This window comes from Stenotrophomonas sp. SXG-1, assembly GCF_014083965.1.
GTDB classification, from domain to species: Bacteria; Pseudomonadota; Gammaproteobacteria; order Xanthomonadales; family Xanthomonadaceae; genus Stenotrophomonas; species Stenotrophomonas geniculata.
In genome coordinates this window covers 2959632-2983313 of sequence record NZ_CP046588.1, presented here as the reverse complement: position 1 = coordinate 2983313, position 23682 = coordinate 2959632, and the positions used below count along the sequence as shown (strand labels likewise).

General features: G+C 66.5%; 20 protein-coding genes. 12 read left to right on the top strand and 8 right to left on the bottom strand.

Annotated elements, in window-relative coordinates; all coding sequences use genetic code 11:
• Positions 1-90 precede the first annotated feature (90 nt).
• From GOC52_RS13700 to GOC52_RS13675, 6 genes are read left to right on the top strand one after another with little or no spacing between them, the layout of a single operon-like run.
• Complete coding sequence (locus tag GOC52_RS13700; RefSeq protein ID WP_010486724.1) at positions 91-1695, top strand: glucoamylase family protein; 1605 nt, start codon at positions 91-93, stop codon at positions 1693-1695.
• A gap of 4 nt (positions 1696-1699) precedes the next feature.
• Entirely contained in the window at positions 1700-3040 is a 1341-nt protein-coding gene (locus GOC52_RS13695) for a sugar ABC transporter substrate-binding protein (protein ID WP_071306021.1), read from the top strand.
• A complete protein-coding gene (locus GOC52_RS13690) occupies positions 3037-3918 on the top strand; it encodes a carbohydrate ABC transporter permease (RefSeq protein WP_006378065.1) in 882 nt (293 codons plus the stop codon). Before GOC52_RS13695 ends, GOC52_RS13690 begins: the two co-directional genes overlap by 4 nt.
• Positions 3915-4751, top strand: coding sequence for a carbohydrate ABC transporter permease (locus GOC52_RS13685; protein WP_006378064.1), 837 nt, complete (start codon positions 3915-3917; stop codon positions 4749-4751). The genes GOC52_RS13690 and GOC52_RS13685 overlap by 4 nt, the downstream gene beginning before the upstream one ends.
• A complete protein-coding gene (locus tag GOC52_RS13680; protein WP_071306020.1) occupies positions 4748-7915 on the top strand; it encodes a discoidin domain-containing protein in 3168 nt (1055 codons plus the stop codon). The genes GOC52_RS13685 and GOC52_RS13680 overlap by 4 nt, the downstream gene beginning before the upstream one ends.
• Positions 7916-7917: 2 nt before the next feature.
• Positions 7918-8805, top strand: a complete 888-nt coding sequence (locus tag GOC52_RS13675) for an endonuclease/exonuclease/phosphatase family protein (RefSeq protein ID WP_019336628.1) — start codon at positions 7918-7920, stop codon at positions 8803-8805.
• A 177-nt stretch (positions 8806-8982) separates the two neighbouring features.
• Here GOC52_RS13675 and rne read toward each other — a convergent pair whose 3' ends face one another.
• Complete coding sequence (rne, locus tag GOC52_RS13670) at positions 8983-12255, bottom strand: ribonuclease E (RefSeq protein ID WP_191849665.1); 3273 nt, start codon at positions 12253-12255, stop codon at positions 8983-8985.
• 407 nt (positions 12256-12662) lie between these two features.
• Here rne and GOC52_RS13665 point away from each other — a divergent pair, with 407 nt between their 5' ends.
• Entirely contained in the window at positions 12663-13637 is a 975-nt protein-coding gene (locus tag GOC52_RS13665) for an RluA family pseudouridine synthase (protein ID WP_029550681.1), read from the top strand.
• Positions 13638-14198: 561 nt separating this feature from the next.
• Here the strand turns inward: GOC52_RS13665 and zupT are convergent.
• From zupT to GOC52_RS13650, 3 genes are all read right to left on the bottom strand, one after another.
• A complete protein-coding gene (zupT, locus tag GOC52_RS13660; RefSeq protein WP_191849663.1) occupies positions 14199-15008 on the bottom strand; it encodes a zinc transporter ZupT in 810 nt (269 codons plus the stop codon).
• A gap of 98 nt (positions 15009-15106) precedes the next feature.
• Entirely contained in the window at positions 15107-15523 is a 417-nt protein-coding gene (locus GOC52_RS13655; protein ID WP_010486743.1) for an energy transducer TonB, read from the bottom strand.
• Positions 15520-15870: a 4a-hydroxytetrahydrobiopterin dehydratase gene (locus tag GOC52_RS13650; protein ID WP_005417612.1), complete on the bottom strand. Its 351-nt coding sequence runs from the start codon at positions 15868-15870 to the stop codon at positions 15520-15522. Before GOC52_RS13650 ends, GOC52_RS13655 begins: the two co-directional genes overlap by 4 nt.
• Before the next feature lie 90 nt (positions 15871-15960).
• Here GOC52_RS13650 and GOC52_RS13645 point away from each other — a divergent pair, with 90 nt between their 5' ends.
• Together GOC52_RS13645 and GOC52_RS13640 are read left to right on the top strand one after the other, a co-directional pair.
• Entirely contained in the window at positions 15961-16560 is a 600-nt protein-coding gene (locus tag GOC52_RS13645; RefSeq protein WP_191849660.1) for an NfuA family Fe-S biogenesis protein, read from the top strand.
• 10 nt (positions 16561-16570) lie between these two features.
• Positions 16571-18337 (top strand): hypothetical protein, encoded by a 1767-nt coding sequence (locus tag GOC52_RS13640; RefSeq protein WP_191849658.1) that lies wholly within the window; start codon positions 16571-16573, stop codon positions 18335-18337.
• A gap of 143 nt (positions 18338-18480) precedes the next feature.
• Here the strand turns inward: GOC52_RS13640 and GOC52_RS13635 are convergent, their stop codons facing one another.
• Both GOC52_RS13635 and GOC52_RS13630 read right to left on the bottom strand, forming a co-directional pair.
• Positions 18481-18894, bottom strand: a complete 414-nt coding sequence (locus tag GOC52_RS13635) for a barstar family protein (protein ID WP_010486750.1) — start codon at positions 18892-18894, stop codon at positions 18481-18483.
• Positions 18894-19346 carry a guanyl-specific ribonuclease gene (locus GOC52_RS13630; protein ID WP_191849656.1) on the bottom strand — a complete coding sequence of 151 codons (453 nt, stop codon included), beginning with the start codon at positions 19344-19346 and terminating at the stop codon, positions 18894-18896. The genes GOC52_RS13635 and GOC52_RS13630 overlap by 1 nt, the downstream gene beginning before the upstream one ends.
• A gap of 220 nt (positions 19347-19566) precedes the next feature.
• Here GOC52_RS13630 and GOC52_RS13625 point away from each other — a divergent pair, with 220 nt between their 5' ends.
• Complete coding sequence (locus tag GOC52_RS13625; RefSeq protein WP_005410310.1) at positions 19567-20178, top strand: superoxide dismutase; 612 nt, start codon at positions 19567-19569, stop codon at positions 20176-20178.
• A gap of 60 nt (positions 20179-20238) precedes the next feature.
• Here GOC52_RS13625 and GOC52_RS13620 read toward each other — a convergent pair whose 3' ends face one another.
• Positions 20239-21087: an endonuclease/exonuclease/phosphatase family protein gene (locus GOC52_RS13620; RefSeq protein WP_126559435.1), complete on the bottom strand. Its 849-nt coding sequence runs from the start codon at positions 21085-21087 to the stop codon at positions 20239-20241.
• 162 nt (positions 21088-21249) lie between these two features.
• On the opposite strand from GOC52_RS13620, the gene GOC52_RS13615 reads away from it, so the two are divergent.
• Together GOC52_RS13615 and GOC52_RS13610 are read left to right on the top strand one after the other, a co-directional pair.
• Positions 21250-22815, top strand: coding sequence for a POT-type proton-dependent oligopeptide transporter (locus tag GOC52_RS13615; RefSeq protein WP_049409328.1), 1566 nt, complete (start codon positions 21250-21252; stop codon positions 22813-22815).
• A 7-nt stretch (positions 22816-22822) separates the two neighbouring features.
• Positions 22823-23449 (top strand): rhomboid family intramembrane serine protease, encoded by a 627-nt coding sequence (locus GOC52_RS13610; protein ID WP_191849654.1) that lies wholly within the window; start codon positions 22823-22825, stop codon positions 23447-23449.
• Between the two features lie 43 nt (positions 23450-23492).
• Here the strand turns inward: GOC52_RS13610 and GOC52_RS13605 are convergent, their stop codons facing one another.
• Positions 23493-23678, bottom strand: coding sequence for a hypothetical protein (locus tag GOC52_RS13605; RefSeq protein ID WP_032952776.1), 186 nt, complete (start codon positions 23676-23678; stop codon positions 23493-23495).
• Between the last annotated feature and the right edge of the window lie 4 nt (positions 23679-23682).

The window sequence follows — 23682 nt, the reverse complement described above, 5'->3', positions numbered from 1 at the left end:
CGTGGTTTTTTCAGAACGCATCTTGTAAACGATTTCAGATCATTGGACGGTATGCTTTCCCATCGATCAGACCACCGGAGAAATCGCGCCATGCAGGCACGCCATCTGTTGTCCGCCGCAGCGTTGAGCCTGGCCGTGGCCGCCTGCCAGCCGGCCCAGCAGGAGCCTGCCAAGCCGCGGCCGCCGGTGATCCTGATCGAGGCCGACGCACCGCCGCGGCCGATGAAGCCGGTGCTGCCGCCGTTGTTCGATGACATCGAGCGTCGTACCTTCCAGTTCTTCTGGGATACCACCAACGAGATCAATGGCCTGACCCCGGATCGCTATCCGTCGCGGCCGTTCGCCAGCATCGCCTCGGTCGGCTTCGCACTGACCGCGTACCCGATCGGCATCGAGAACGGCTGGGTCAGCCGCAACCAGGCGATCGACCGCACCCTGACCACGCTGAAGTTCTTCCGCGACGTGCCGATGGGCCCGCAGCGCACCGGCAAGGCCGGCTACAAGGGCTTCTACTACCACTTCCTGGACATGCAGGAAGGGCGTCGCTACGACAGCTGGGTTGAGCTGTCCTCGGTGGATACCGCGCTGCTGATGATGGGCGTGCTGTTCGCGCAGTCGTACTACGACGGCGACGATCCGCGTGAGAAGGAGATCCGCCAGATCGCCGACACGTTGTACAAGAAGGTCGACTGGCCGTGGCTGCAGCAGCGTGCACCGCTGATCTCGATGGGCTGGTTCCCCGAGAGCGGCTTCATCGACCACGACTGGATGGGCTACAACGAGGCGATGATGGTCTACATCCTTGCCCTGGGCTCGCCGACGCACCCGGTCAGCCCGGATGCGTGGACGGTGTGGACGCGTACCTATGACAACGACTGGGGCGTCTACCAGGGCCAGGAATACCTGTCCTTCGGCCCGCTGTTCGGCCACCAGTACAGCCACGTCTGGATCGACTTCCGCGATATCCAGGATGCGTACATGCGCGAGCGCGGCAGCACCTACTTCCTCAACAGCCGCTCGGCCGCACTGGCCCAGCGCGAGTACGCCATCGCCAACCCGATGCAGTGGAAGGAGTATGGCGAGAATGTGTGGGGCCTGACCGCCAGTGATGGACCACAGAACACCACCCAGGACTATCGCGGCGAGCAGCGCCAGTTCCGCCATTACTCCTCGCGCGGCGCCGGCCTGCGCGAGAACTTCGATGACGGCACCATCGCTCCCACCGCTGCGATCGCGTCGGTGGTGTTCGCGCCGGAGCAGGTGATTCCGGCCACGCTGGAGATGCACAAGCGCTTTGGCGATTACATCTACTCCAGCTACGGCTTCCTGGATTCATTCAACCCCAGCTTCAACTACGACATCCCGATCAAGACCGGCCGCCTGGTGCCGGATCGCGGCTGGGTCGCCAGCGATTACATCGCCATCGATCAGGGCCCGATCCTGACCATGATCGCCAACTACCGCGATGACTTCGTCTGGGAAGTCATGAAGAAGAACCCGTACATCCGCAAGGGCCTGGAACGGGCCGGGTTCAGTGGTGGCTGGCTGGCACCGGAAGGTTCGTTCCAGCCGCTGGAACTGCAGAAAGACGAAAAGGCCGCGGCGGCACGCGCGGTGGGTATCGCCGAATCACGCGCGGCTGCCGCGCAGGAACAGAAGAACAATGCCAACCGCACCACAGGCCAGGGCAAGTAACCCGATGCCGAACTGGATCGACCGCCTGCGCCGCTGGGCGCTGCCTGCCTTCGCCGCATTGGCCGTGGCCGGCTGTGCCCGTACCGATCCGGGCACCACCACCGTACGTTTCTGGGCGATGGGCCGCGAGGCGGAGGTGGTCAGCGAGCTGATCCATGAGTTCGAGGCCGAGAATCCGGGCATCAAGGTGGATGTGCAGAACATCCCGTGGACGGCCGCGCACGAGAAGCTGCTGACCGCGTTCGCCGCCGACGGCCTGCCGGACGTGTGCCAGCTGGGCAACACCTGGGTACCGGAGTTCGCCGAGCTTGATGCGCTGACGCCGCTGCAGCCGTTCGTGCAGCGCTCGGCCGTGGTCGACCCGAAGGACTACTTCCAAGGCATCTGGGATACCAATGTGATCCACGGCGAGCTGGTGGGCGTGCCGTGGTATGTCGATACGCGCCTGATCTTCTACCGCAAGGATCTGCTGGCCAAGGCCGGTTACGACCACCCGCCGCGCACGTGGCAGGAGTGGGACGAACAGATGGCGGCGATCAAGCGCATGCAGGGCCCGAACCGCTATGCGGTGCTGATGCCGATCAACGAGTTCGAGCAGCAGCTGTCGCTGGCGCTGCAGCAGCCCGATCCGCTGCTGCGCGACGATGACACGCGCGGCAATTTCGCCAGCCCGGGGTTCCGCCGCACGCTGGCCTTCTACGCCAACATGTTCGAGCAGGGCTGGGCGCCGAAGATGTCCGAGACGCAGATCTCCAACGTCTGGGACGAGTTTTTCCGTGGCTTCAATGTGTTCTACATCTCCGGCCCCTGGAACATCCGCGAGTTCAAGAAGCTGCAGCCCAAGGAGCTGGAAGGGCAGTGGGGCACGGCCGCGTTGCCGGGTCCGGACGGTCCGGGCGCCGGTATTGCCGGTGGCACCAGCCTGGTGATCTTCCGCAAGTCGCAGCAGAAGGAAGCCTCCTGGAGGCTGATCGAGTTCCTGTCGCGCCCGGAAATCCAGGCCCGCTTCCATTCCATCATCGGCGACCTGCCGCCGCGTCGCAGTACCTGGAACGCACCGTCGCTGGCCAATGATCCTCTGGCCGCTGCGTTCCGTGACCAGCTGGAGCGGGTCAAGCCGACGCCGAAGGTGCTTGAGTGGGAGCGCATCGTGCAGGAAATGCGCATCGTCACCGAGAAGGTGGTGCGTGGTGGCCTGGCGCAGGACAAGGCCGTGGAAGAGCTGGACCAGCGCGTGGACAAGGTGCTGACCAAGCGCCGCTGGATGCATGAACAACAACGCCTGCAGCAGCGCGTGCCGTCGCCGCAATCGAGCAGTGCCGTGGCCGCCGGGAGCGCGCAATGAAACGTACTTCGCTTGCCGGCTGGATTTTCGCCGGCCCCTCGCTGATCGTGCTGGGCATGTTCTTCGGCCTGCCGGTCGCCTCGGCGCTGGCGCTGAGCGTGACCGACTTCGACCTCTATGCACTGGCTGACAGTAGCAACCTGCGGTTCGTCGGCCTCGGCAACTACATCGACCTGCTGCAGACGCCGATGTTCTGGAAGTCGCTGTGGAACACCACCTACTTCGTGTTGATCGGCGTGCCGTTGTCGATTGGCGTGTCGCTGGGTGCGGCGATGCTGCTGAATGCACCGGCCGCACGCTTCAAGGCGCTGTTCCGCACCGCCCTGTTCGCGCCGGTGGTGACCACGCTGGTGGCGGTGGCGGTGATCTGGCGCTACCTGTTCCATACCAGCTACGGCCTGGTGAACTACGGCCTGGGCCATCTGGGCATCAGTCCGATCGACTGGCTGGGCGATCCCAACTGGGCGATGCCGACCATCATGCTGTTCGCGGTGTGGAAGAACTTCGGCTACAACATGGTGATCTTCCTGGCCGGCCTGCAGGCCATCCCGCATGATCTGTACGAGGCGGCCCGTATCGACGGTGCTTCGCGCTGGAAGCAGTTCCTGCACATCACCCTGCCGATGCTCGGCCCGGTGCTGCTGGTGGTCGGCGTGATCACCGTGTCGGGCTACTTCCAGCTGTTCGCCGAACCGTACGTGATGACCCGCGGCGACCCACTGCAGAGCACCGTCAGCGTGCTGTATTTCATGTTCGAGGAAGGCTTCAAGTGGTGGAACCTGGGGCGCGCCTCCGCAGTGGCGTTCCTGCTGTTCCTGATCATCCTGGCGGTGACCACCGTGATGCTGCGTTTCGGCCGCAAGAGGCAGTTGGTATGAGTCGTGAAATCGGCCAGTCGCGCTGGTACCCGTGGTTGATCAATGGTGCGTTGCTGGTGCTGGCCCTGGTCAGCCTGGCGCCGCTGCTGTGGATGCTCTCGGTCTCGTTCATGCCGCAGGGCGAGGCGACCCACTTCCCGCCGCCGCTGCTGCCATCGAGCATCACCACGCGCAACTACCATGAGTTGTTCGCGCGCACCGGCATGGGCGGCAACTTCGCCAACAGCCTGCTGGTGTCGGTCGGTATCACGCTGGGTTCGCTGCTGCTCAACACGATGGCCGGCTATGCCTTCGCCAAGCTGAACTTCGTCGGCCGCGAGCGCCTGTTCCAGGTGCTGATGGCGGCGCTGGTGATTCCGGCGCAGGTGGCGATGCTGCCGCTGTTCCTGCTGATGAAGCAGCTGGGCCTGGTCAACAGCTTCGGCGGCGTGATCGTGCCGGCGCTGGCAAGCGTGTTCGGCATCTTCCTGGTGCGGCAGTACGCGCGTTCGATTCCGGACGAGCTGCTGGAAGCGGCCCGCATCGACGGGGCAGGGGAGCTGCGCATCTTCTTCCAGATCGTGCTGCCGATGCTCAAGCCCGTGCTGGTGACCCTGGCGATCTTCACCTTCATGGGGGCATGGAACGATTTCATGTGGCCGTTGATCGTGTTGACCGATCAGGAGCACTACACTTTGCCGGTGGCGCTGGCCACCCTCTCGCGCGAGCACATCATGGACGTGGAAATGATGATGGCCGGCGCGGTGGTCACCGTGGTCCCGGTGCTGGCGCTGTTCCTGGTGCTGCAGCGGTACTACATCCAAGGTCTGTTGCTGGGGAGCGTCAAGGGATGAAGCGAGCGATCGCCGTTGGACTGGGCCTGTTGTGGACCTCCCTGGCGATCGCCGCACCCCCGGCGCTGCCGGCACCGAAGGTGCTGGACGACTTCGACGACATCGCGGCCTGGAAGCTGGTGCTGTCCGACCAGGTCAGCGGTTCGCTGCGGCCGGTCAGCGGCGCCGGTGGTGGCCGCGCGCTGTGCCTGGACTATGACTTCCACGATGTCTCCGGCTACGTCGGCATCCGTCGCGCGCTGAACATCGAATACCCGGTCAATTACCGCTTCGGTTTCCAGCTGCGCGGTGATTCGCCGGGCAACGACCTGCAGTTCAAGCTGATCGATACCAGTGGCGACAACGTCTGGTGGGTCAACCGGCCCGGCTACAGCTTCCCCAGGGCGTGGACGCCGGTCGAGTACCGCCGCCGCCAGATCGACAAGGCGTGGGGTCCCTCGCCCGAGAAGGAGATGGCACGCAGTGCTGCGGTCGAGTTCACGATCTACAGCAAGGTCGGCGGCCGCGGCACGGTGTGCTTCGACAAGCTGACCCTGCAGGGCCTGCCAGCTCAGGATGATTCGGCGCTGGTGCCATCGGTGATTGCCGATACCGCCACCGCGCTGCAGGACCGCATGATCGACGGCAAGAGCGATACGTTCTGGATCAGTGGTGGCGTCAAGCAGCAGACCATCAGCCTGGACCTGCACAAGAGCCGCGAGATCGGCGGTGCGGTGATCGACTGGCTGCCGAATCTGGAAGCCCGCCGCTATACCGTGCGCACTTCCGAGGATGGCCGTGACTGGCGTACCGTGCGTGAAGTGACCAGTGGTGCCGGTGGCCGCGACTGGCTGGCGCTGCCGGACACCGATGCGCGCTACGTGCGCTTCGATCTGCAGGACGGGCCGAACTGGCGCTATGGCATCCGTGACATCACGCTCAAGCCGCTGGCCTTTGCCGCCACCCCGAACGCTTTCCTCTCCTCGGTCGCCGCCGACCTGCCACGCGGCTCGCTGCCACGTGCCTATGTGGGTGAGCAGCCGTACTGGACCCTGCTCGGCCTCGATGGCGGCCAGGAACAGGCGCTGATCAGCGAGGACGGCGCACTGGAGCCGGCCAAGGGCAGCTTCAGCATCGAACCGTTCATCCGCCTCGATGGCAAGCTGCTGGACTGGTCGAAGGTGGCGATCACCCAGTCGCTGCAGGATCATTACCTGCCGATCGCCAACGTCGATTGGGTGCATGAAAAGGTTGGCCTGGCGGTGACCGGCTTCGTGCAGGGCACGCCGGAGCGCGCGCAGCTGATCGGCCGCTACCGGCTGAGCAATCCGGACAAGGTCGCACACGAATACACCTTGGCACTGGCGATCCGTCCGTGGCAGGTCAATCCGCCCACGCAGTTCCTCAACACCGTCGGTGGCTTCAGCCGCATCGATGCACTGGATGTCGGCGAGCAGCTGGTACGGGTCAACGGCGAGCCGCGCCTCTATCCGCTGCAGGTGCCGGACGCGCGCTTTGCCAGTACGTTCGATGGCAAGCTCGATGCGATGCACCTGGCGGACGGCAAGTACCCGGCTGAGACCGCGGTGAAGGACAGCACCGGCATGGCGTCGGGCGCGTTGATCTATACGATCAAGCTCGAGCCTGGCCAGAGCCGCGAGGTGGCGGTGGTGCTGCCACAGACCGGTGGCTGGGCGCCGCGGGCGCTGGACGTGGCCAAGGCGCAGGCGCAGGTGGCTGAACAATGGCGCAAGAAGCTGGGCGTGGTCTCGCTGCAGGTGCCCGCTGCGGGCCAACCGCTGGTCGACACCCTGCGCACGGCGGTCGCGCACATGCTGATCTCGCGGGTCGGGCCGCGGCTGCAGCCGGGCACGCGTTCGTATGCGCGCAGCTGGATCCGCGATGGCGCGATGATTTCCGAGGGCCTGCTGCGCATGGGCCGCAGCGATGCGGTGCGTGACTACATCAACTGGTATGCGCCGTACCAGTTCGAGAACGGCAAGGTGCCGTGCTGCGTCGATGCGCGCGGCAGTGATCCGGTGCCGGAGAACGACAGCCATGGCGAGCTGATCTACAGCATCGCCGAGTACGGGCGTTACACCGGCGACAGCACCTTCACCGAGCTGATGTGGCCGCACGTGCAGGGCGCTTACACCTACATGGAGCAGCTGCGCGCCAGCGAGCGCACCGAAGAGAACCGCGCGCGCAACCCGGCGTTCTACGGGATGATGCCGGCCTCGATCAGCCACGAAGGCTATTCGGCCAAGCCGATGCACTCGTACTGGGACAACTTCTGGGCGTTGCGCGGCTACAAGGACGCGGCGCTGCTGGCGACCCAGCTGGGCAAGGTCGAGGCGATGCAGATTGCCGAATCGCGCGACCAGTTCAGGGATGACCTGCAGGCCTCGCTGTTGTCGGCGATGCAGCAGCACAGCATCGACTACCTGCCGGGCTCGGCCGAGCTGGGCGATTTCGATGCGACCTCGACCACGATCGCACTGGCGCCTGGCGGCGAGCAGGGCCGACTGCCGCAGCAGGCCCTGGAGGCGACCTTCGAACGCTACTGGAACGAGTTCGTCGCGCGGCGCGATGGCAAGCGCGAGTGGAAGGACTACACCCCGTACGAATGGCGCAACGTGGCCGCGTTCGTGCGCCTGGGCTGGCGCGACCGCGCCTGGCAGGCCACCGAGTTCTTCTTCAAGGACCGCGCACCGCAGGCCTGGAACCAGTGGGCCGAAGTGGTCTCGCGCACGCCGCGCAAGCCGTTCTTCGTCGGTGACCTGCCGCATGCCTGGGTGGCCTCGGACTTCGTGCGCTCGGCCTTGGACATGTTCGCCTACAACCGTGACATGGACGATGCGCTGGTGCTGGCCGCCGGCGTACCGAGCGCGTGGCTGCAGGGTGAGGGTGTCGCGGTGCAGGGCCTGCGTACGCCACAGGGCCAGCTCAATTACCGCCTGCAGCGCAGCGACAAGCAGCTGGTGCTGGAGGTGCAGCCGGGCCTGGTGCCGCCGGTGGGGGGCGTGGTGCTGCCATGGCCGTACGCGGGTGATCCGGGCGAGGTGACGGTCAACGGCGAAGCCGCCGAGTGGATCAACAAGGAACTGCACGTGCACCAGCTGCCGGCGCGGATCGAGATCGAAGTGCCGAGCGCGGTGCGCCGCGCCGAGCGCAAGGGACAGTAACGATGAAGCAGCAGGGGGCGAGGGTGCGCACATCGGTGCGTGCCCTGGGGCTGGCCATTGCATTGACATTGCCGGGCGTGTTGATGGCGGCCGAACCGGCTGCCACGACCGCGGCGCCCGACGTTGCCAGCGCGCCGGGCATGAGCATGGTCACCTTCAACCTGCATCATGACCGCGAAGACTGGCCGAGCCGGCGCCGCACCATTCTGGCCGAACTCAAGCGCCTGCAGCCGGATGCGGTTGCCCTGCAGGAGGTGATCCAGCGCCGCAACGTGCGCAACCAGGCGCAATGGCTGGCCAGCCAACTCGGCTACAGGTACGTGTTCGTGTCCACCGATCCGGTTGGGGCGCCCAAGCGCTACGGCAATGCGCTGCTGACGCGGCGGCCGATCCTCGCCCAGGGGGATCATCTGCTGCAGCCGTTGGACGACTACCGCACGGTTGCTCACCTGCGCATCGACGTCGATGGCACGCCGGTGAACGTCTATGCCACGCACCTCAACGAGCGCAGTGACGAGAGCGGGCAGCGCATCCGCCGCAGCCAGGTCGAGGACCTGCTGCGCTTCATCACTGCAACGTCGGCCGGTGCTCCGGTGGTGATCGCCGGCGACTTCAATGCGCTGGTGGATGCTGGTGACCTGAGCGAGCTGCGCAGCCACTACGGCGACAGCTACGGCAGCGTGCACGTCAACACTGACCTGGCCGGGGTCAGTACATTGAACCGGCACTACTACCAGGCACCCTCGCGGATCGACCACATCTTCTTCCAGCAGGACGAGATGGTCGCGCGTGAGGCCAAGCTCCTGTTCGACCAGCCCGATGACAGCGGTCGCTGGGCCTCGGACCACTACGGCGTGTGGACCCGTCTGCAGTTCGCACCGAAACCCTGACGGAGCACGCTTCGGTAGGTGCCAACCTTGGTTGGCACGGACGTGTCCGCGTCCGCTCCAACAACGGCGCCGACCAAGGTCGGCCTCTTCCAGAGCGCTGCACGCGCCCGAGGCACAAACAAAAACGGCGGGGATCATTGATCCCCGCCGTTTCGTTTACATGCGATCAAAGAGCGATCAGTTCGCCGGCGGCGTGCGCTTGGCAGTCTCTTCGTCTTCTTCGTCGGCCTTGGCTTCTGCAGCCTGGGCTGCAGCGTCGGCATGGCCATCGGCGACCGGGTCGATCAACGGCGTCACCACCGCTTCGGCGACCGGGGCAGCGGCTTCGATCGGCGCGGCTTCCACCGCCACCGGAGCGACCGGCTGTTCGGCGGCTACGACGGGTTCGACGACCGGCTTGGCTTCAACCACCGGCGCAGCCTCAACGGCCTCCGGATTGGCTTCAACCATCGGAGTGGCTTCAACCACCGGAGTGGCTTCAACGATCTCCGGCTTGGCTTCAACCACCGGCGCAGCTTCGACCGCCGCCGGCTTCGCTTCGATCACCGGAGCGGCTTCAGCCACCGGGGCTGCTTCAACCGCGACCGGCTGTGCTTCGGTCACCGGCGCAATGACTTCGATCACCGGCGCGGCAGCGGCTACCGGCTGGGCCGGGGTCGCGGCGTCGATGGCATCGAGCATGCTGGTCTGCACCGGCGAGGACACCGCTTCGGTCTTCGCAGCAGCTTCGACCGGGGCCTGCACTTCAGCCACGACCGGGGCGGCGGCTTTGACCACGGCGCTGCTCAACACGGCAACCGGTGCGGCGGCAACGGCGGCGGCAGCACGGACCGGCTTCGAGGCGTCGGCAACGACCGGCTCGACTTCGTCATCGAAGTCGAACTCCGGCTGCGAACGGGCCGGCTGCGCAACAGCGACCGGCGCAGTGCCGGCAGTACTGTCGACGTTCGGCTCGGCGCCGTCGGCGTCATCACTGTCATCACCCTCGTCCTGGTCATCACCCAGAGCGTCGCTGCCGGCGGCGTTCTCGGTGCCACCGCGACGACGACGACGGCCACCACGACGGCCACGGCGACGGCGGGTCGCGCCTTCGCCTGCCTGCTCGCCATTGGCGTCGGTTGCGGCCTCTTCACCGGCAACCGCAACCACCTCGGCCTCGTTGGCACCGGTCTCGACCGCTACTGCGGCGTCCACCGGAGCGGCGGCCACCGGGGCGACCGGTGCAGTGGCTTCCTGTGCGGTCACCCCATTGGCGGCGGCGGCCGTGGCGGCCACGGCTGCTGCCGCGGTCACGGCGTCGACCGGTGCATCGGCGGCACCGCGCTGCGGCTTCTCGGCCGGCTTGTCACCGTCCTGCTGCTGCGGACGCGGCTGCTTGGGCTGCTTCAGCTTCGGCTGCTGCTGGTTCTGGTTCTGGCCCTGCTGCTCGTTGCGCGGCTTGTTCTGCTGCTGCGGCTGCTGCTGGCCATCCTTCTGCTGCGGCTCCTTCTGCTTGCCCTGCTGCGGCTGCGGCTGGGCATTGCCGTTGTTGCCGTTGCGGCCATCCTTGCGCTGCTCACCGCGGTCCTTGCGGTTGCCGCCGTCCTTCTGCTGCTGCGCGTTGCCGTTGCCACGATTGTCGTCGCGACGGTCCTTGCGGTCCTTGTTGCGATCCTTGTTGCGTTCCTTGCGGCCACCGTCCTGCGACTGACGCGCCGCCGGAGCGGCCGGCGCCGGCGCCGGGGCCGGCTCGCCACCAAACACGCGCTTGAGCCAGCCGATCACGCCGCCGCTGGGGGCCGGGGCCGTCGGTGCGACCGCGACCGGGGCCGGGGCTGCCTTGGCCGGCTCCACTTCCTCGCGCACCGGGGCGGGGGAGGTGTGCTTGACCTGGGTCACCGCCGGCGGCGGGATGTTCAGCTGGCCCTTGGTCAGCGCGTGCACCGGCAACTTGCGCGGGGTGCCGCGCTGGTAGCTGGGCTTGTTGCTCTCTTCACCCAGCTCGTTCTCGCGCAGGCGGGTGACGGTGTAGTGCGGGGTGTGCAACTGCTCGTCGGCGACGATCACGATCGGCGCCTCGTGGCGCTGCTCGATCTCGCGCAGGGCGCTGCGCTTTTCGTTCAACAGGTAGTTGGCGATCTCCACCGGGGCCTGGACCAGCACCTGCCCGGTGTTTTCCTTCATCGCATGTTCTTCGGCGACGCGGATGATCGACAGCGACAGCGACTCGACGCTGCGCATGCGGCCGTGGCCGTCGCAACGCGGGCAGACGATCTGGCTGGACTCGCCCAGGCTCGGGCGCAGGCGCTGGCGGCTCATTTCCAGCAGGCCGAAGCGCGAGATGCGGCCGACCTGAACGCGCGCGCGGTCGTACTTCAGCGCGTTGGCGAGGCGGTTCTCGACCTCGCGCTGGTGCTTGTTGGAGGCCATGTCGATGAAGTCGATCACCACCAGGCCGCCCAGGTCACGCAGGCGCAGCTGGCGGGCCACTTCTTCGGCCGCTTCCAGGTTGGTCTGGAACGCGGTGTCCTCGATGTCGCTGCCCTTGGTGGCGCGCGAGGAGTTCACGTCGACGGCGGTCAACGCTTCGGTCTGGTCGACCACGATCGAGCCGCCCGACGGCAGGCGCACGTTGCGCTCGTAGGCGCCTTCGATCTGCGATTCGATCTGGAAGCGGTTGAACAGCGGGATGTCGTCCTTGTAATGCTTGAGCTTGCGCAGGGTCTGCGGCATCACCTGCTGCATGAACTCGCGGGCGTGCTCGTACATCTCCTCGGTGTCCACCAGGATCTCGCCGATGTCGGCGCGCAGGTAGTCACGCAGGGCGCGCACGATCAGGCGCGATTCCTGGTAGATCAGGAACGGGGCCGGCTTGCTCAGCGCGGCTTCGGCGATGGCACGCCAGACGTTGAGCAGGTAGTCCAGATCCCACTGCAGCTCTTCCGCATCGCGGCCGACGCCGGCGGTACGGATGATCACGCCCATGTCGTCGGGGATGTTCAGCTTGTCCAGGGCGTCCTTCAGGGCGGCACGGTCTTCGCCTTCGATGCGACGGGACACGCCGCCGGCGCTGGGCGAGTTCGGCATCAGCACCATGTAGCGGCCGGCCAGCGAGATGAACGTGGTCAGGGCAGCGCCCTTGTTGCCACGCTCTTCCTTGTCGACCTGGACGACGATCTCCTGGCCTTCCTTCAGCAGTTCGCGGATGCCGGCCTTGTTGTGGTCGACACCGGCCTGGAAGTAGTCGCGGGAGATTTCCTTCAGCGGCAGGAAGCCATGGCGGCCACCACCGTACTCGACGAAGGCCGCTTCCAGCGAGGGCTCGATGCGGAAGATCCGGCCCTTGTAGATGTTGGACTTCTTCTGTTCCTTCGACGGCTGTTCGATGTCGATGTCATACAACGACTGGCCATCCACGATGGCAACACGCAGCTCTTCAGCCTGCGTGGCGTTGATCAGCATTCGCTTCATTGTTGCGTTCCTCGCAAGCGGCTACCGCGCGGAACGCCATGGGGTTTCGCCTCTGGACACGGTTCGCCGCCCATTCGCGCAAGCGCGGGGAGGGCGGCTTGGGTTTCCAGCGCTACGACACCACGGCAGGCCGCGGGAGCGCTTCACTCTTATGGGTTTTGGGGTGTTACAGGCCGCAGGCAGCTGTCAGCCAGGCTGGAGCGCCACGCGGGACATGTTCAGCACGGTTGCGTGTCAGGCATCCGGCGATGGCCGGGAAGGCCGGTGAGCCGCTAACATGGCCGCCCCGCGGGCGGTGGTCGCGCACTGTGCCGGATTCGTCGGAAGCTGGGCTTCTGGCCCTGAGTAACTTCCAACGAAATCAATCCCTTATCTCGCCCCCCGAGTGTAACAGAATAAACAGCCTGATGACCGCCCAAGACCCGACCAAACCCGCTGGCGACAAGCCTTCCGTGCGCATGATCACCGTTCCCGCCGACCGCGCCGGCCAGCGCCTGGACAACTTCCTGCTCGGCCAGCTGAAGGGCGCCCCGCGCAGCCTGGTCTACAAGCTGGTACGCAGCGGCCAGGTGCGGGTGAACGGCGGCCGTGCCAAGGCCGAACGCAAGCTGGAGGCGGGCGATGAGGTGCGCGTGCCGCCGGTTCGTCTCAGTGAAGAAGGAGACAAGGCCGGCCCGCCGGAGGCGTTCATGCGCCGCTTGGAGCAGGCCATCGTCTTCGAGGACGCCCGCCTGCTGGCCCTGAACAAGCCCACTGGCGTGGCCAGCCACGGCGGCAGCGGCATCAGCTTCGGCGCTATCGAGACCCTGCGCGCGTTGCGCCCGGGCCAGACCCTCGAGCTGGTCCATCGGTTGGATCGCGACACCTCGGGCCTGCTGATCGTGGCCAAGAAGCGCTCGGCACTGAGCGAACTGCAGGCGCTGCTGCGTGAAGACCATGGCGCCGGCATCCGCAAGCGCTACCTGACCCTGCTGGCCGGGCGCATGCCCGACGGCGTGATGACGGTCGACGCGCCGCTGCACGTGGGCCTGCGCCAGGGCGGCGAGCGCCATGTGCAGGTCAATGCGATCGGCAAGGAATCGATCAGCCACTTCCGGGTACTGGAACGTCGTGGCGGCCATTCATACTGCGAGGTGCGTATCGAGACCGGCCGCACCCACCAGATCCGCGTGCATGCCCAGCATCTGGGGCATCCAGTGGCCGGTGACGACAAATACGGCGATCCGGCGGTCAACAAGCGGCTTCGTGAGCAGATCGGCCTGAAACGCCTGTTCCTGCACGCGGCTTCGCTGGAGTTCGCGCTGGATGACGGCAAGAGCCCATACGTGCTGAACGCGCCGCTGGCGGATGAGCTGGTTGAGGCGCTGGACCGGCTGAAGTAGCCTCTGCGAGGGGCTGACCGGCCAACGGGCGGAGCCCCCTCGCGGCTGGCCTCCAAAGCGGGATTCCGGTTTTGGTCGGTCCGGATGGGTTGGCGGGGGACGCCGTGAACCCATCCTTGGGGGCTTGGCCGCGGCATCCATGCCGCGGACACCCCCGCCAACCCATCCGGGCCGCCCTTCGACAGATCGCGTGTGCGTCAGCCACGGAACATCAAAAGAAGAGCAGACCCGGGCCGCGTGGCGGCCCGGGTAGAGTCGAGCCACGCTCGACTCGCGCGCGCAGCGCGGGCTTCGCTTTCTTGTTCTTTCATCGCGCGGCTGGCACGCACGGAAAAATGACGGGGCACGGGAGGGGTCGGCTTGCAGGGGTGTCCGCCGCATGGGCCCGAGGCATGCCTCGGGCGGGTTGGGCAGGACGCCCACCCCCGGTCTTGCCGTGTGCGCAGGACAGCGCACACGAGCAAGCGGCGGACACCCCTGCAAGCCGACCCCTCCCGTGACCTCTCGATACTGCAGGACGTACCAGCCACGAGGGGGCTCAGCCCGTTGGCTGCAAACCCCTCACCACTTGAACAACACCAGGCTGATCGCCAGGGTGCCCATGCCGGCCACCAGGCCATACACGGTTTCGTGGCCCTTGGCATAACGCTTGGCCGCCGGGAGCAGCTCATCCAGCGCAAGGAACACCATCACGCCAGCGATCAGTCCGAACACCCAGCCGAACGTGGCGTGCGACAGCGATCCTGACAACAACCAGTAGCCCAGCGCCGCGCCCACCGGTTCGGCCAGGCCGGACAGCAGGCTGGCACTGAACGCATAGAACTTGTTCTGGGTGGCGAAGTACACCGGCACCGCGATCGCGATGCCCTCGGGAATGTTGTGGATGGCGATGGCGAAGGCCAGTGGCATGCCCACCGATGGGCTTTCCAGCGTGGCAAAGAAGGTTGCCAGCCCTTCCGGGAAATTGTGCGCGGTGATCGCGACCGACGTCAGCAGTGCGACCCGCTTCAGGTACTCGCGGCTGTTCTCGCGGAACGCGGGGTCCTGCTTGTCCAGGCTGTCGTGCGGGTTGGGAATGAAGTGGTCGATCAGCACGATCACGATCACGCCCAGCAGGAAGGCCAGGGTGCCGTAGGTGAAACCGGTACGCTCGCCATAGGCCAGCGCGAACGAAGCAATGGACTTGTTGAGGATCTCCGACAGCGACACATAGACCATCGCGCCGCCGGCGAAGGCCAGGCCGAACGCCAGCAGGCGCGGGTTGGGGCGCCGTGAGAACAGCACCAGCAGGCTGCCGATGGTGGTGGCGAGGCCAGCCGCAAGAGTGACCGCCAGTGCGATCCAGATGTTTTCGGGAGGAATCTGCAGCATGTACCGACGCGGTCCTGGTCAATAGACAACCGCCCCGGGCAAGGCCGGGGCGGCGAGGGCGAGGCGGGCGTCGGCTGGCCTCGTCGGGGCGCGGGCGATCAGCCGCCGCGGCGCAGGCGTTCTTCGATGGCGAAGCACTGGTCCGGCTTCGGCTGCGGCGGGTTGAAGCTGACCGGTACCTGGATGGTGGCCGGCACTGCAGCACCGTTGCGGGTGGCGGCCTTGAACTGCCAGCCCTGCACGGCGGTCCTGGCCAGTTCGTCCAGTTGCGGGTTGCCGGCCCCGGTCAACAGCGCGACCTCGCTCGGCTTGCCGTCGGCGCCGATGGTCACCTTGAAGGTGCTGGTGCCGCCCACGCCCATGCAGGCCAGCTCAAGCGGGTACTGCGGCGGCGGCGTCTTCACCGCGGCCACTTCGGTCGGCGGCGGCGGTGGTGGTGCCGGTGGTTCGGACGGGCCACAGCCGGCCAGGCCGGTCGCAGCGATCAGGGACAGGCTCAGCAAACGTACGTTCATGGCAGTTGCTCCGTCAGGGCCGAAGTCTTTGCCGCGCAGATGAAGTCGTTCTCGCTCAGGCCGCCCACATCGTGGGTGGAGAAGCGCACGACCGCGCGGTCGTAGTGCACGCCCAGGTCCGGATGGTGGTCCTCGTGATGGGCGATCCAGGCCAGCGCGTTCACGAAGGCCATGGTGGCGTAGTAATCCTTGAAGCGGAAAGTGCGCGTCAGGGCCTGCCCGCCCTCGCTCAGCTCCCAGCCGGGAACCTGCGGCAGCAGTTCGGCCAGGCGGGCCTCGCCAAGCTTGTGGTCGCTGCCTTTGCGCGGCACGCAACGAGCCTGGGCCAGTGGAATCAGGTCGGCCATGGGAATCTCCACCTCGTGTTGACTGAACAATGCGCCGGACGGTGTATAAACCGAATGAGCGGCTGACGCTTACTTGGCTAGAATAGCCTGATGATCCAGATCTCCGACACTGCCCAGACCCATTTCCGCAAGCTGATCGAACGCGAGGCCGTGCCCGGCATGGGCGTGCGCCTGAGCGCGGTCGACCCCGGTACCCCGCGCGCCGATGCCCGGCTGGAATTCGCCGAACCGACCGACCTGCTTGGTGACGAGTGGGCGGTGGACTGCGATGGCTTCACCCTCTACGTCGATGCGAGCAGCGTCGGCTGGCTCGACGGCGCCGAGATCGACATCGTCGCCGGCACCGCCGGTACCCAGCAGCTGACCATCAAGGCACCGCGCATCAAGGGCGAGGCCCCCGGCGATGCCGCGTCGCTGGTCGAGCGCGTGCACTGGGTGGTGGAGAACGAAGTCAATCCGCAGCTGGCCTCGCACGGCGGCAAGGTGGCCGTGCAGGAAGTTTCGGCCGACGGCGTGGTGCTGCTGCGCTTCGGTGGTGGCTGCCAGGGCTGTGGCATGGCCGACGTGACGCTCAAGCAGGGTATCGAGAAGACCCTGATGGGCCGCGTGCCGGGCGTGACCGCCGTGCGCGACGCGACCGACCACGACAGCGGCCACGCGCCGTACATCCCGCGCGGCAACGTCGCCTGACCGCTGACGCGTGCCTCTGACCCGGGCCGAGCAACTCATCGAACTGCTGCTGGCCCGCCAGCAGCCACGCGCCGTCCTCGAGAAGTCTACGCGCCTGCCCTATGGCTGGGCGCTGTGGCTGCGCTCGCTGGGCCCGCTGCCGCGGCCGTTCCACGCCCGCGAAGTGATTGCGGTATTGCTGCCGCGCCCGCTGCCTGGGCCGCCGGGTCAATCGCCCCGGCTGTCACCGTGGCAGTCGCTGCGACGGCTGTTCTGGCAGGACTGGGACGCTGCGCCGCGCGATCAGCGCTGGATGCGCTGGACCTCGGCGTTTGCCAGCGCGCTGCTGCACCTGCTGTTTTTCATGCTGCTGCTGTGGGTTGCGGTGATCCGCACCACGGCACCGGAAGCAGAGGGCGCCGAAGGCGAGCGTGTGCAGGTGGAATTCGTCGGTCGCGCCAGCCAGGAAGGTGGTGGCGATCAGCCGGGTGCCGAAGCGGCTGCGGCTGCACCGGCGGGTCAGGTTGCCGCCGGCCAGGAGGCAGGGGCAGCGACGGCACCTGATCCACGTCCTGCGGCCGCGTCGGCGCCTGCACCCGCGCCGGCTCCAGCACCGATAGCCAGCGTGCCGTCGCCGCTGGCCGAAGCCGAGCCGGCCCCGCTTGCGGCCCCGCCACCCTCGCCGGTGCAGGCCACCGAAGTAGCGCAGGCCAGTACGGATTTCGTGGTGCCACCGGTGAGCGTGCCGCGCACCGAGGTCAGCATCGTGCCGCGTGACACCACGCCCGCAGTGCGCGAGCGCAGCGTGCAGCCGGTGCAGGCGCCGCCAACCCCAACCGCACTGCGTGCGCCGGAAATCGCGGTGCGGACGCCGCAGCTGCGTGACATCCAGGTGCAGGAGCGCGAAGTCAGTACGGTCGATGCACCGGCGGTGTCGCAGCCGCTGCGCACGGCCGATGTGCAGGTGCGGGTGCCGCAGCGCGACGTGCAGGTGCGCGAGCGTGAAGTGCAGGCGGTGGTCGATCCGCAGGTGCGGATGGCAACCGTTGCCGGTCGTGATCCGGCGGTGCGTGCGCCGGCGGGTCGTGACGTACAGGTGCGCGAGCGCGAAGTAGCCTCGGCACCGGCCGCAGCCCCTTCGTCTTCCAGTGGGAATGCACCCGCGGCAACACCCGCGCCGGCAGCCAACGGCAGCGCGACGCAGGCGAGCAGCAGCACTGCGCGGCCTGCTGCATCCAGCACGACCCCGGCTCAGGCAGGAGCGCGCCCGGCCCCCAATCCGGGCAACTGGGCCACCCCCGCCAAGGGTGATGACTGGGGTGCATCGAGACGCAACCATGACGGCGCCGACAAGGGCGCCCGCCAGGCCAGCACCACCGGCAAGGGCAGTGGCCTGTTCAATGCCGATGGCAGCGTGCGTGTGCCGGGCCAGGAAGGCGAGGGTCGTGCCGAGCGCGGTGCGCCCGGGGGTGCCAACGATGGCTGGAGCAAGGAACGCATCGCGCAATCGGGCACCTGGTTGAAGCGACCGCCTTACGACTACACGCCCACTTCGTTCGACAAGTACTGGGTCCCGCAGGAATCGCTGCTGGCCGAGTGGGTGCGCAAGGGAGTCAAGGCGATGGAGATTCCATTGCCGGGTACCAGTACGAGGATCTCCTGCGTGATCTCGATCCTGCAGGCCGGTGGTGGCTGCGGCCTGACCAATCCGAACATGCAGGACCAGCCGGCCGTGGCGCGACCGCCGCCGGACATCCCGTTCAAGAAGGAACTGCAGGAAGACAACGGGAGCCGCTAGGCAAGGCGGGCGCGCCACACAGTGGCCGGCTCGCGCTTGGGTAGGTGCCAACCTTGGTTGGCACAGAAGCGCCGACCAAGGTCGGCCTCTACCGAGGCATCAGCGCATGCCGACCAAGGTCGGCATCCACCAGGGCAGTGACCTCACGCGCTCTGCGAGAGGAACACCCAGAACGGCACGTCGCGGCCGACCCAGTCGCGGCTGGCTTCGTCCATCACGTCCAGCAGGGTGTCAAAGTCCTTCTGCGTGGAGGCGCGCAACGTGTCCACGTCGGCCAGGAACAGCGCGTAACCGTTGGCTGGCAGCCACTGCAGGTCGCGCAGGTTGTCCGACAGCGCATCCCAGTTGCCGCCGAAGCCGGTCGGGAAATCCAGTTGCGCGGCCAGCCGGGCGAGCAGGGTGCGCTTGTCGCCCACGCCTTCCAGATCGATGCGGATCACCTTCAGCCCGGCATCGCGCATCGCTGCGGCAAGTGCGCCGATGTCGTCGCTGTCGATGGCGTAGACGCCAGCATTGTTGATGTCATGCAGGCCGAGGCCGAAATCATCGTGGCTCATCACTGCGCTCCCTGGGCCGGTACGGTGAAGCTGCGGAACGATTCGTAGTGGTCGTCGGTGTAGTACCACGCCTCCGGCGGATCGCCGCCGGTGACGATGCGGCGCGTGCCACGGGTGCGGGCGCCGGGGGTATCGACGGTGTATTCGCGGTAGTAGCCGCGCGGGCGTTGCGGCAGCTGCTGCTCGCGGTTGCCGAACGTGCTGCCGTCCTGGCGGTGCGGGAACGGGCCGCCACGCTGGATCAGGGCGATGGTCTGCCGGGCTTCAGCGGGCAGGAACGCGGGCAGGCTGTTGTCCTTGCTGGGCGTGATCATGGCCGGCGCGTGCGCGGCAGGCCCACCCTGCAGGTCCGGCGCGAACTGCGGCGCCGGCGGGCGCTGCATGAAGTGGTTGACGACCAGGCCGAGCAGCAGCAGGGCGATGGCGGTGATCAGCAGCCGGGGGTTGCGCATGGGCAAGGAGCGGGCGAGGGCGGTGCAGGCACTGTAGCGCCTGTGCGCTGCACGGTGCATGAGGATGGCATCGCGTCACTGCTGCGTAACAATTGCCGTCGTGCTCACTGGCAGGACGCAATTTCCTTTACATCCCCCTTGGTAATCTGGCGGTCTGTCCCCATCATTCACCGCGCAACGCCCGACACCGTCGGGTGCCCTCGCAATCAGGAGATGCATCATGGCCTATACCCTGCCCAAGCTGTCCTACGCCTACGACGCGCTGGAACCGCACATCGATGCGGCGACGATGGAAATCCATCACACCAAGCATCACCAGACCTACATCAACAACGTCAACGCGGCGCTGGAAGGCACCGAGTACGCTGACCTGCCGGTCGAAGAACTGGTGAAGAAGCTCAAGTCGCTGCCGGAGAACCTGCAGGGTCCGGTGCGCAACAACGGTGGCGGCCATGCCAACCACTCGCTGTTCTGGACCGTGATGGCTCCGAATGCTGGCGGCAACCCGGTGGGCGACGTGGCCAAGGCCATCGACAAGGACCTGGGCGGCTTCGACAAGTTCAAGGACGCCTTCACCAAGGCTGCGCTGACCCGTTTCGGCAGCGGTTGGGCCTGGCTGAGCGTGACCCCGGACAAGAAGGTCGTGGTCGAGAGCACCGGTAACCAGGACAGCCCGCTGATGGAGGGCAACACCCCCATCCTCGGCCTGGACGTGTGGGAACACGCGTACTACCTGAAGTACCAGAACCGCCGTCCGGAATATATCGGCGCGTTCTTCAACGTCATCGACTGGAACGAGGTCGAGCGCCGTTACCAGGAAGCGATCGCCTGATCGCGGTGATGGGATGAACGGAGAAGGCCGGGGAAAACCCGGCCTTTTTTGTTGCAGGAGTCATTCGGTAGCGGCGGTATCACCCTGCAGGCGCAGGGTGGCCATCACGCCCAGGCGCAGGCCGGGCAGGTCGCCGTCGGCCGGCAGCAGGATCGGCTGCTGGCGGATGCCGCCGAAGTGCTTGACCTGGAACAGCACATCCAGGCCATGACCGCTGCTGCCGCCGCCACTGGCCGCAGGCGCCTCGACGCGACCGCCGGGATTGCGCCGGGCGGGCTGGAACCCCGGGGTGCTGCGCACGAGCTCGACGGTGGTTGCCGAGAAATCGCCGGCGATCAGGCTGGGCATGCCCTCGGCGGTGGCGCCGATCCAGGTCATCAGGTCGCTGGTCTGATGCTGGCGGGCGGTGGCCTCGTCCGGGTCCGGGCGCAGCCGTGCCACATAGATGTTGACCAGTGCCTCGCCCAGCTTCAGCCGCATCATGCCGGCGGCGCTGAAGGTGCCGGGTGGGTGCAGCAGGGTCACGCCATCCTCGCTGACCGGCAGCCGGGTCAGCATCGCGTTGCCATGCCGCAACGGCTGGCTGGGCGGATCGGCAGTAACGAAGTCGCAGCTGTAGCGCAGCCGGGTGGCGAGCCAGCAGGCCGGGTTGCGGCCCTGCTGCTGCAGCACCTGCTGCACCGAGATCACGTCCGGTTGCAGGTCGGTCAGCAACTGTGCGACCTGTTCGCGGCGCAACTTCCATTGCGCATCATCGCGGCTGGGCAGCTCCAGCGCGGCCACGGTCAGTTGGCGGGGCTCGCTGGAGCTGGCCGTTGTGGCCGGTGCCTGCGGCCGCGCCTGCGCCTGCAACGCCATCAGCAGCACCAGGCAACTGAGCAGGAGACGGGCGGGGGCGAGGGGGCGCATAACGATAAGTTTACGCTTTTGTCGTGCAGGTGCCGTGACTTCCGGCATGGCATGCGGTGTCTGCCATGGATTGGCACCGTTGTCATGCAGCCCTGCAGCGTGCTTCGCAAGCCCTGCTTCCGGTAATCTTGCGCCTTTCGCTTTGCAGGATTGCCTTACAGGATGAGCCACGACGCAGTTGCCCCCATCGCCGGCCAGGGAAAGATGCCGCGCCAGATCCCGTACATCATCGGCAATGAGGCCTGCGAGCGGTTCAGTTTCTACGGGATGCGCAACATCCTGGTGCAGTTCCTGATCACCTCGCTGCTGCTGCAGGAAATCACTGCGGAAGGCCGTGCCGGTGAAGCCAAGGACATCATGCACAGCTTCATGATCGGCGTGTATTTCTTCCCGCTGCTCGGAGGCTGGCTGGCCGACAGGTTCTTCGGCAAGTACCACACCATTCTCTGGTTCAGCCTGGTCTACTGCGCCGGCCACTTGTGCCTGGCGTTGTTCGAGAACAGCCGCGAGGGCTTCTTCCTCGGCCTGGGCCTGATCGCGCTCGGTGCCGGCGGCATCAAGCCACTGGTGGCCTCGTTCATGGGTGATCAGTTCGACCAGAGCAACAAGCACCTGGCCAAGATCGTCTTCGACGCCTTCTACTGGATCATCAACTTCGGCTCGCTGTTCGCCTCGCTGCTGATCCCGCTGGTGCTGAAGAACTGGGGCCCGCAGTGGGCGTTCGGTATCCCGGGCATCCTGATGTTCATCGCCACCTTCGTGTTCTGGCTGGGCCGCAAGCGCTACGTGCTGGTGCCGCTGCCGCCGAAGGATCCGCATTCGTTCGCCAACGTGGTGCGTACCGCACTGACCACGCGCGTGACCGGCCAGGGCCGTCCGGGCCTGGTGATCGCCGTGCTCGGCCTGGTGCTGGCAGCAGCCTCGTTCAGCCTGGTCGGCTCGCTGGGCATCGTCATCTGCCTGTGCCTGGCGCTGGTGTCGATCCTGGCGGGCATCGGCGGCGGCACCTGGCTGCAGCTGGAGCGTGCCCGTGGCCAGCATCCGGCCGAAGCCGTGGAAGGCGTGCGCTCGGTGCTGCGCGTGCTGGTGATCTTCGCGCTGACCACGCCGTTCTTCTCGCTGTTCGACCAGAAGGCCTCGACCTGGGTCCTGCAGGGCCAGCAGATGCAGATGCCGAGCTGGTTCACCGCCTCGCAGATGCAGGCGCTGAACCCGCTGCTGGTGATGATCCTGATCCCGTTCAACAATCTGGTGCTGTACCCGGCCCTGCGCCGCTTCGGCTTCGAGCCGACCGCGCTGCGCCGCATGACCGCCGGTATCGCCTTCAGCGGCCTGGCCTGGATCGTGGTCGGCGGCATCCAGGTGGTGATGGACGGGGGCAACGCCATGTCGATCTTCTGGCAGATGCTGCCGTACGCGCTGCTGACCTTCGGTGAGGTGCTGGTCTCGGCCACCGGCCTGGAGTTCGCCTACAGCCAGGCGCCGCAGGCCATGAAGGGTGTGGTCATGAGCTTCTGGAACCTGACCACCACCATCGGCAACCTGTGGGTGCTGCTGTCCAATGCAGCCGTGCGCAATGACGTGGTGACCCACAAGATCGCCAGTACCGGCCTGAGCGAGGCGGCATTCCTGATGTTCTTCTTCGCCGGTTTCGCCTTCGTCGCGGCGTTGGCCTTCGGTTGGTACGCAAAACGCTATCGTATGGTCGACAACTACCGTAGCGCCTGAGCCTGACATGACCCCCGTCAATCTGCTGTTGATCGCCATCACCGCCATCCTGTCGTGGATGGCGTTCAACAACCGCAAGCTGGCCGACCGCCTGATCCTGTGGCCGCCGGCCATCGACCGTCACCGCCAGTACGACCGGCTGGTGACCTATGGCTTCATCCATGCCGACTGGTCGCACCTGATCTTCAACATGATCACCCTGTTCTTCTTCGGGGGATTCATCGAGAGCGTGATGGTGCAGCTGACCGGCAGCTACCTGCCCTACCCGGCGTTCTACATCGGTGCGCTGCTGGTCTCGATCCTGCCCAGCTACCTGAAGAACCAGAAGAACCCGAACTACCTCAGCCTGGGTGCGTCCGGGGCGGTGTCGGCGGTGCTGTTCGCCTTCATCCTGATCAAGCCGTGGTCGATCATCCTGGTGTTCTTCATCCCGGCGCCGGCCATCGTCTACGCCGCGTTCTACGTCGGCTACAGCATCTGGATGGACAAGCGCGGCGGTGACCGCATCAACCACAGCGCCCACCTGGCGGGCGCGGCGTTCGGCGTGATCTTCATGCTGGCCATGCAGCCGAGCATCTTCACCCACTTCCTGCGCGAGCTTTCCAACCCGACCTTCCGCCTCGGCGGCGGTTGATGGCGGGAGCGGGGCGGATCGGCAGCGATCCGCCCCGGCAGGTTCAGACTGCGGTCTGCTGGCCGTAGGTGTCCAGCAGGCGGGCGAATACTTCCTCGCCGATGCGCTGGAAATCCTGGTCTTCGGTCTGCCCTTCCACCGCCAGTTGCAGCAGGCCCTCCAGCAGGGCGCGGTCGGTATCGGAATGGGGATCGCTGGGGTGCATCGGTGCCTCCGCGGTGGTGCGCATGATC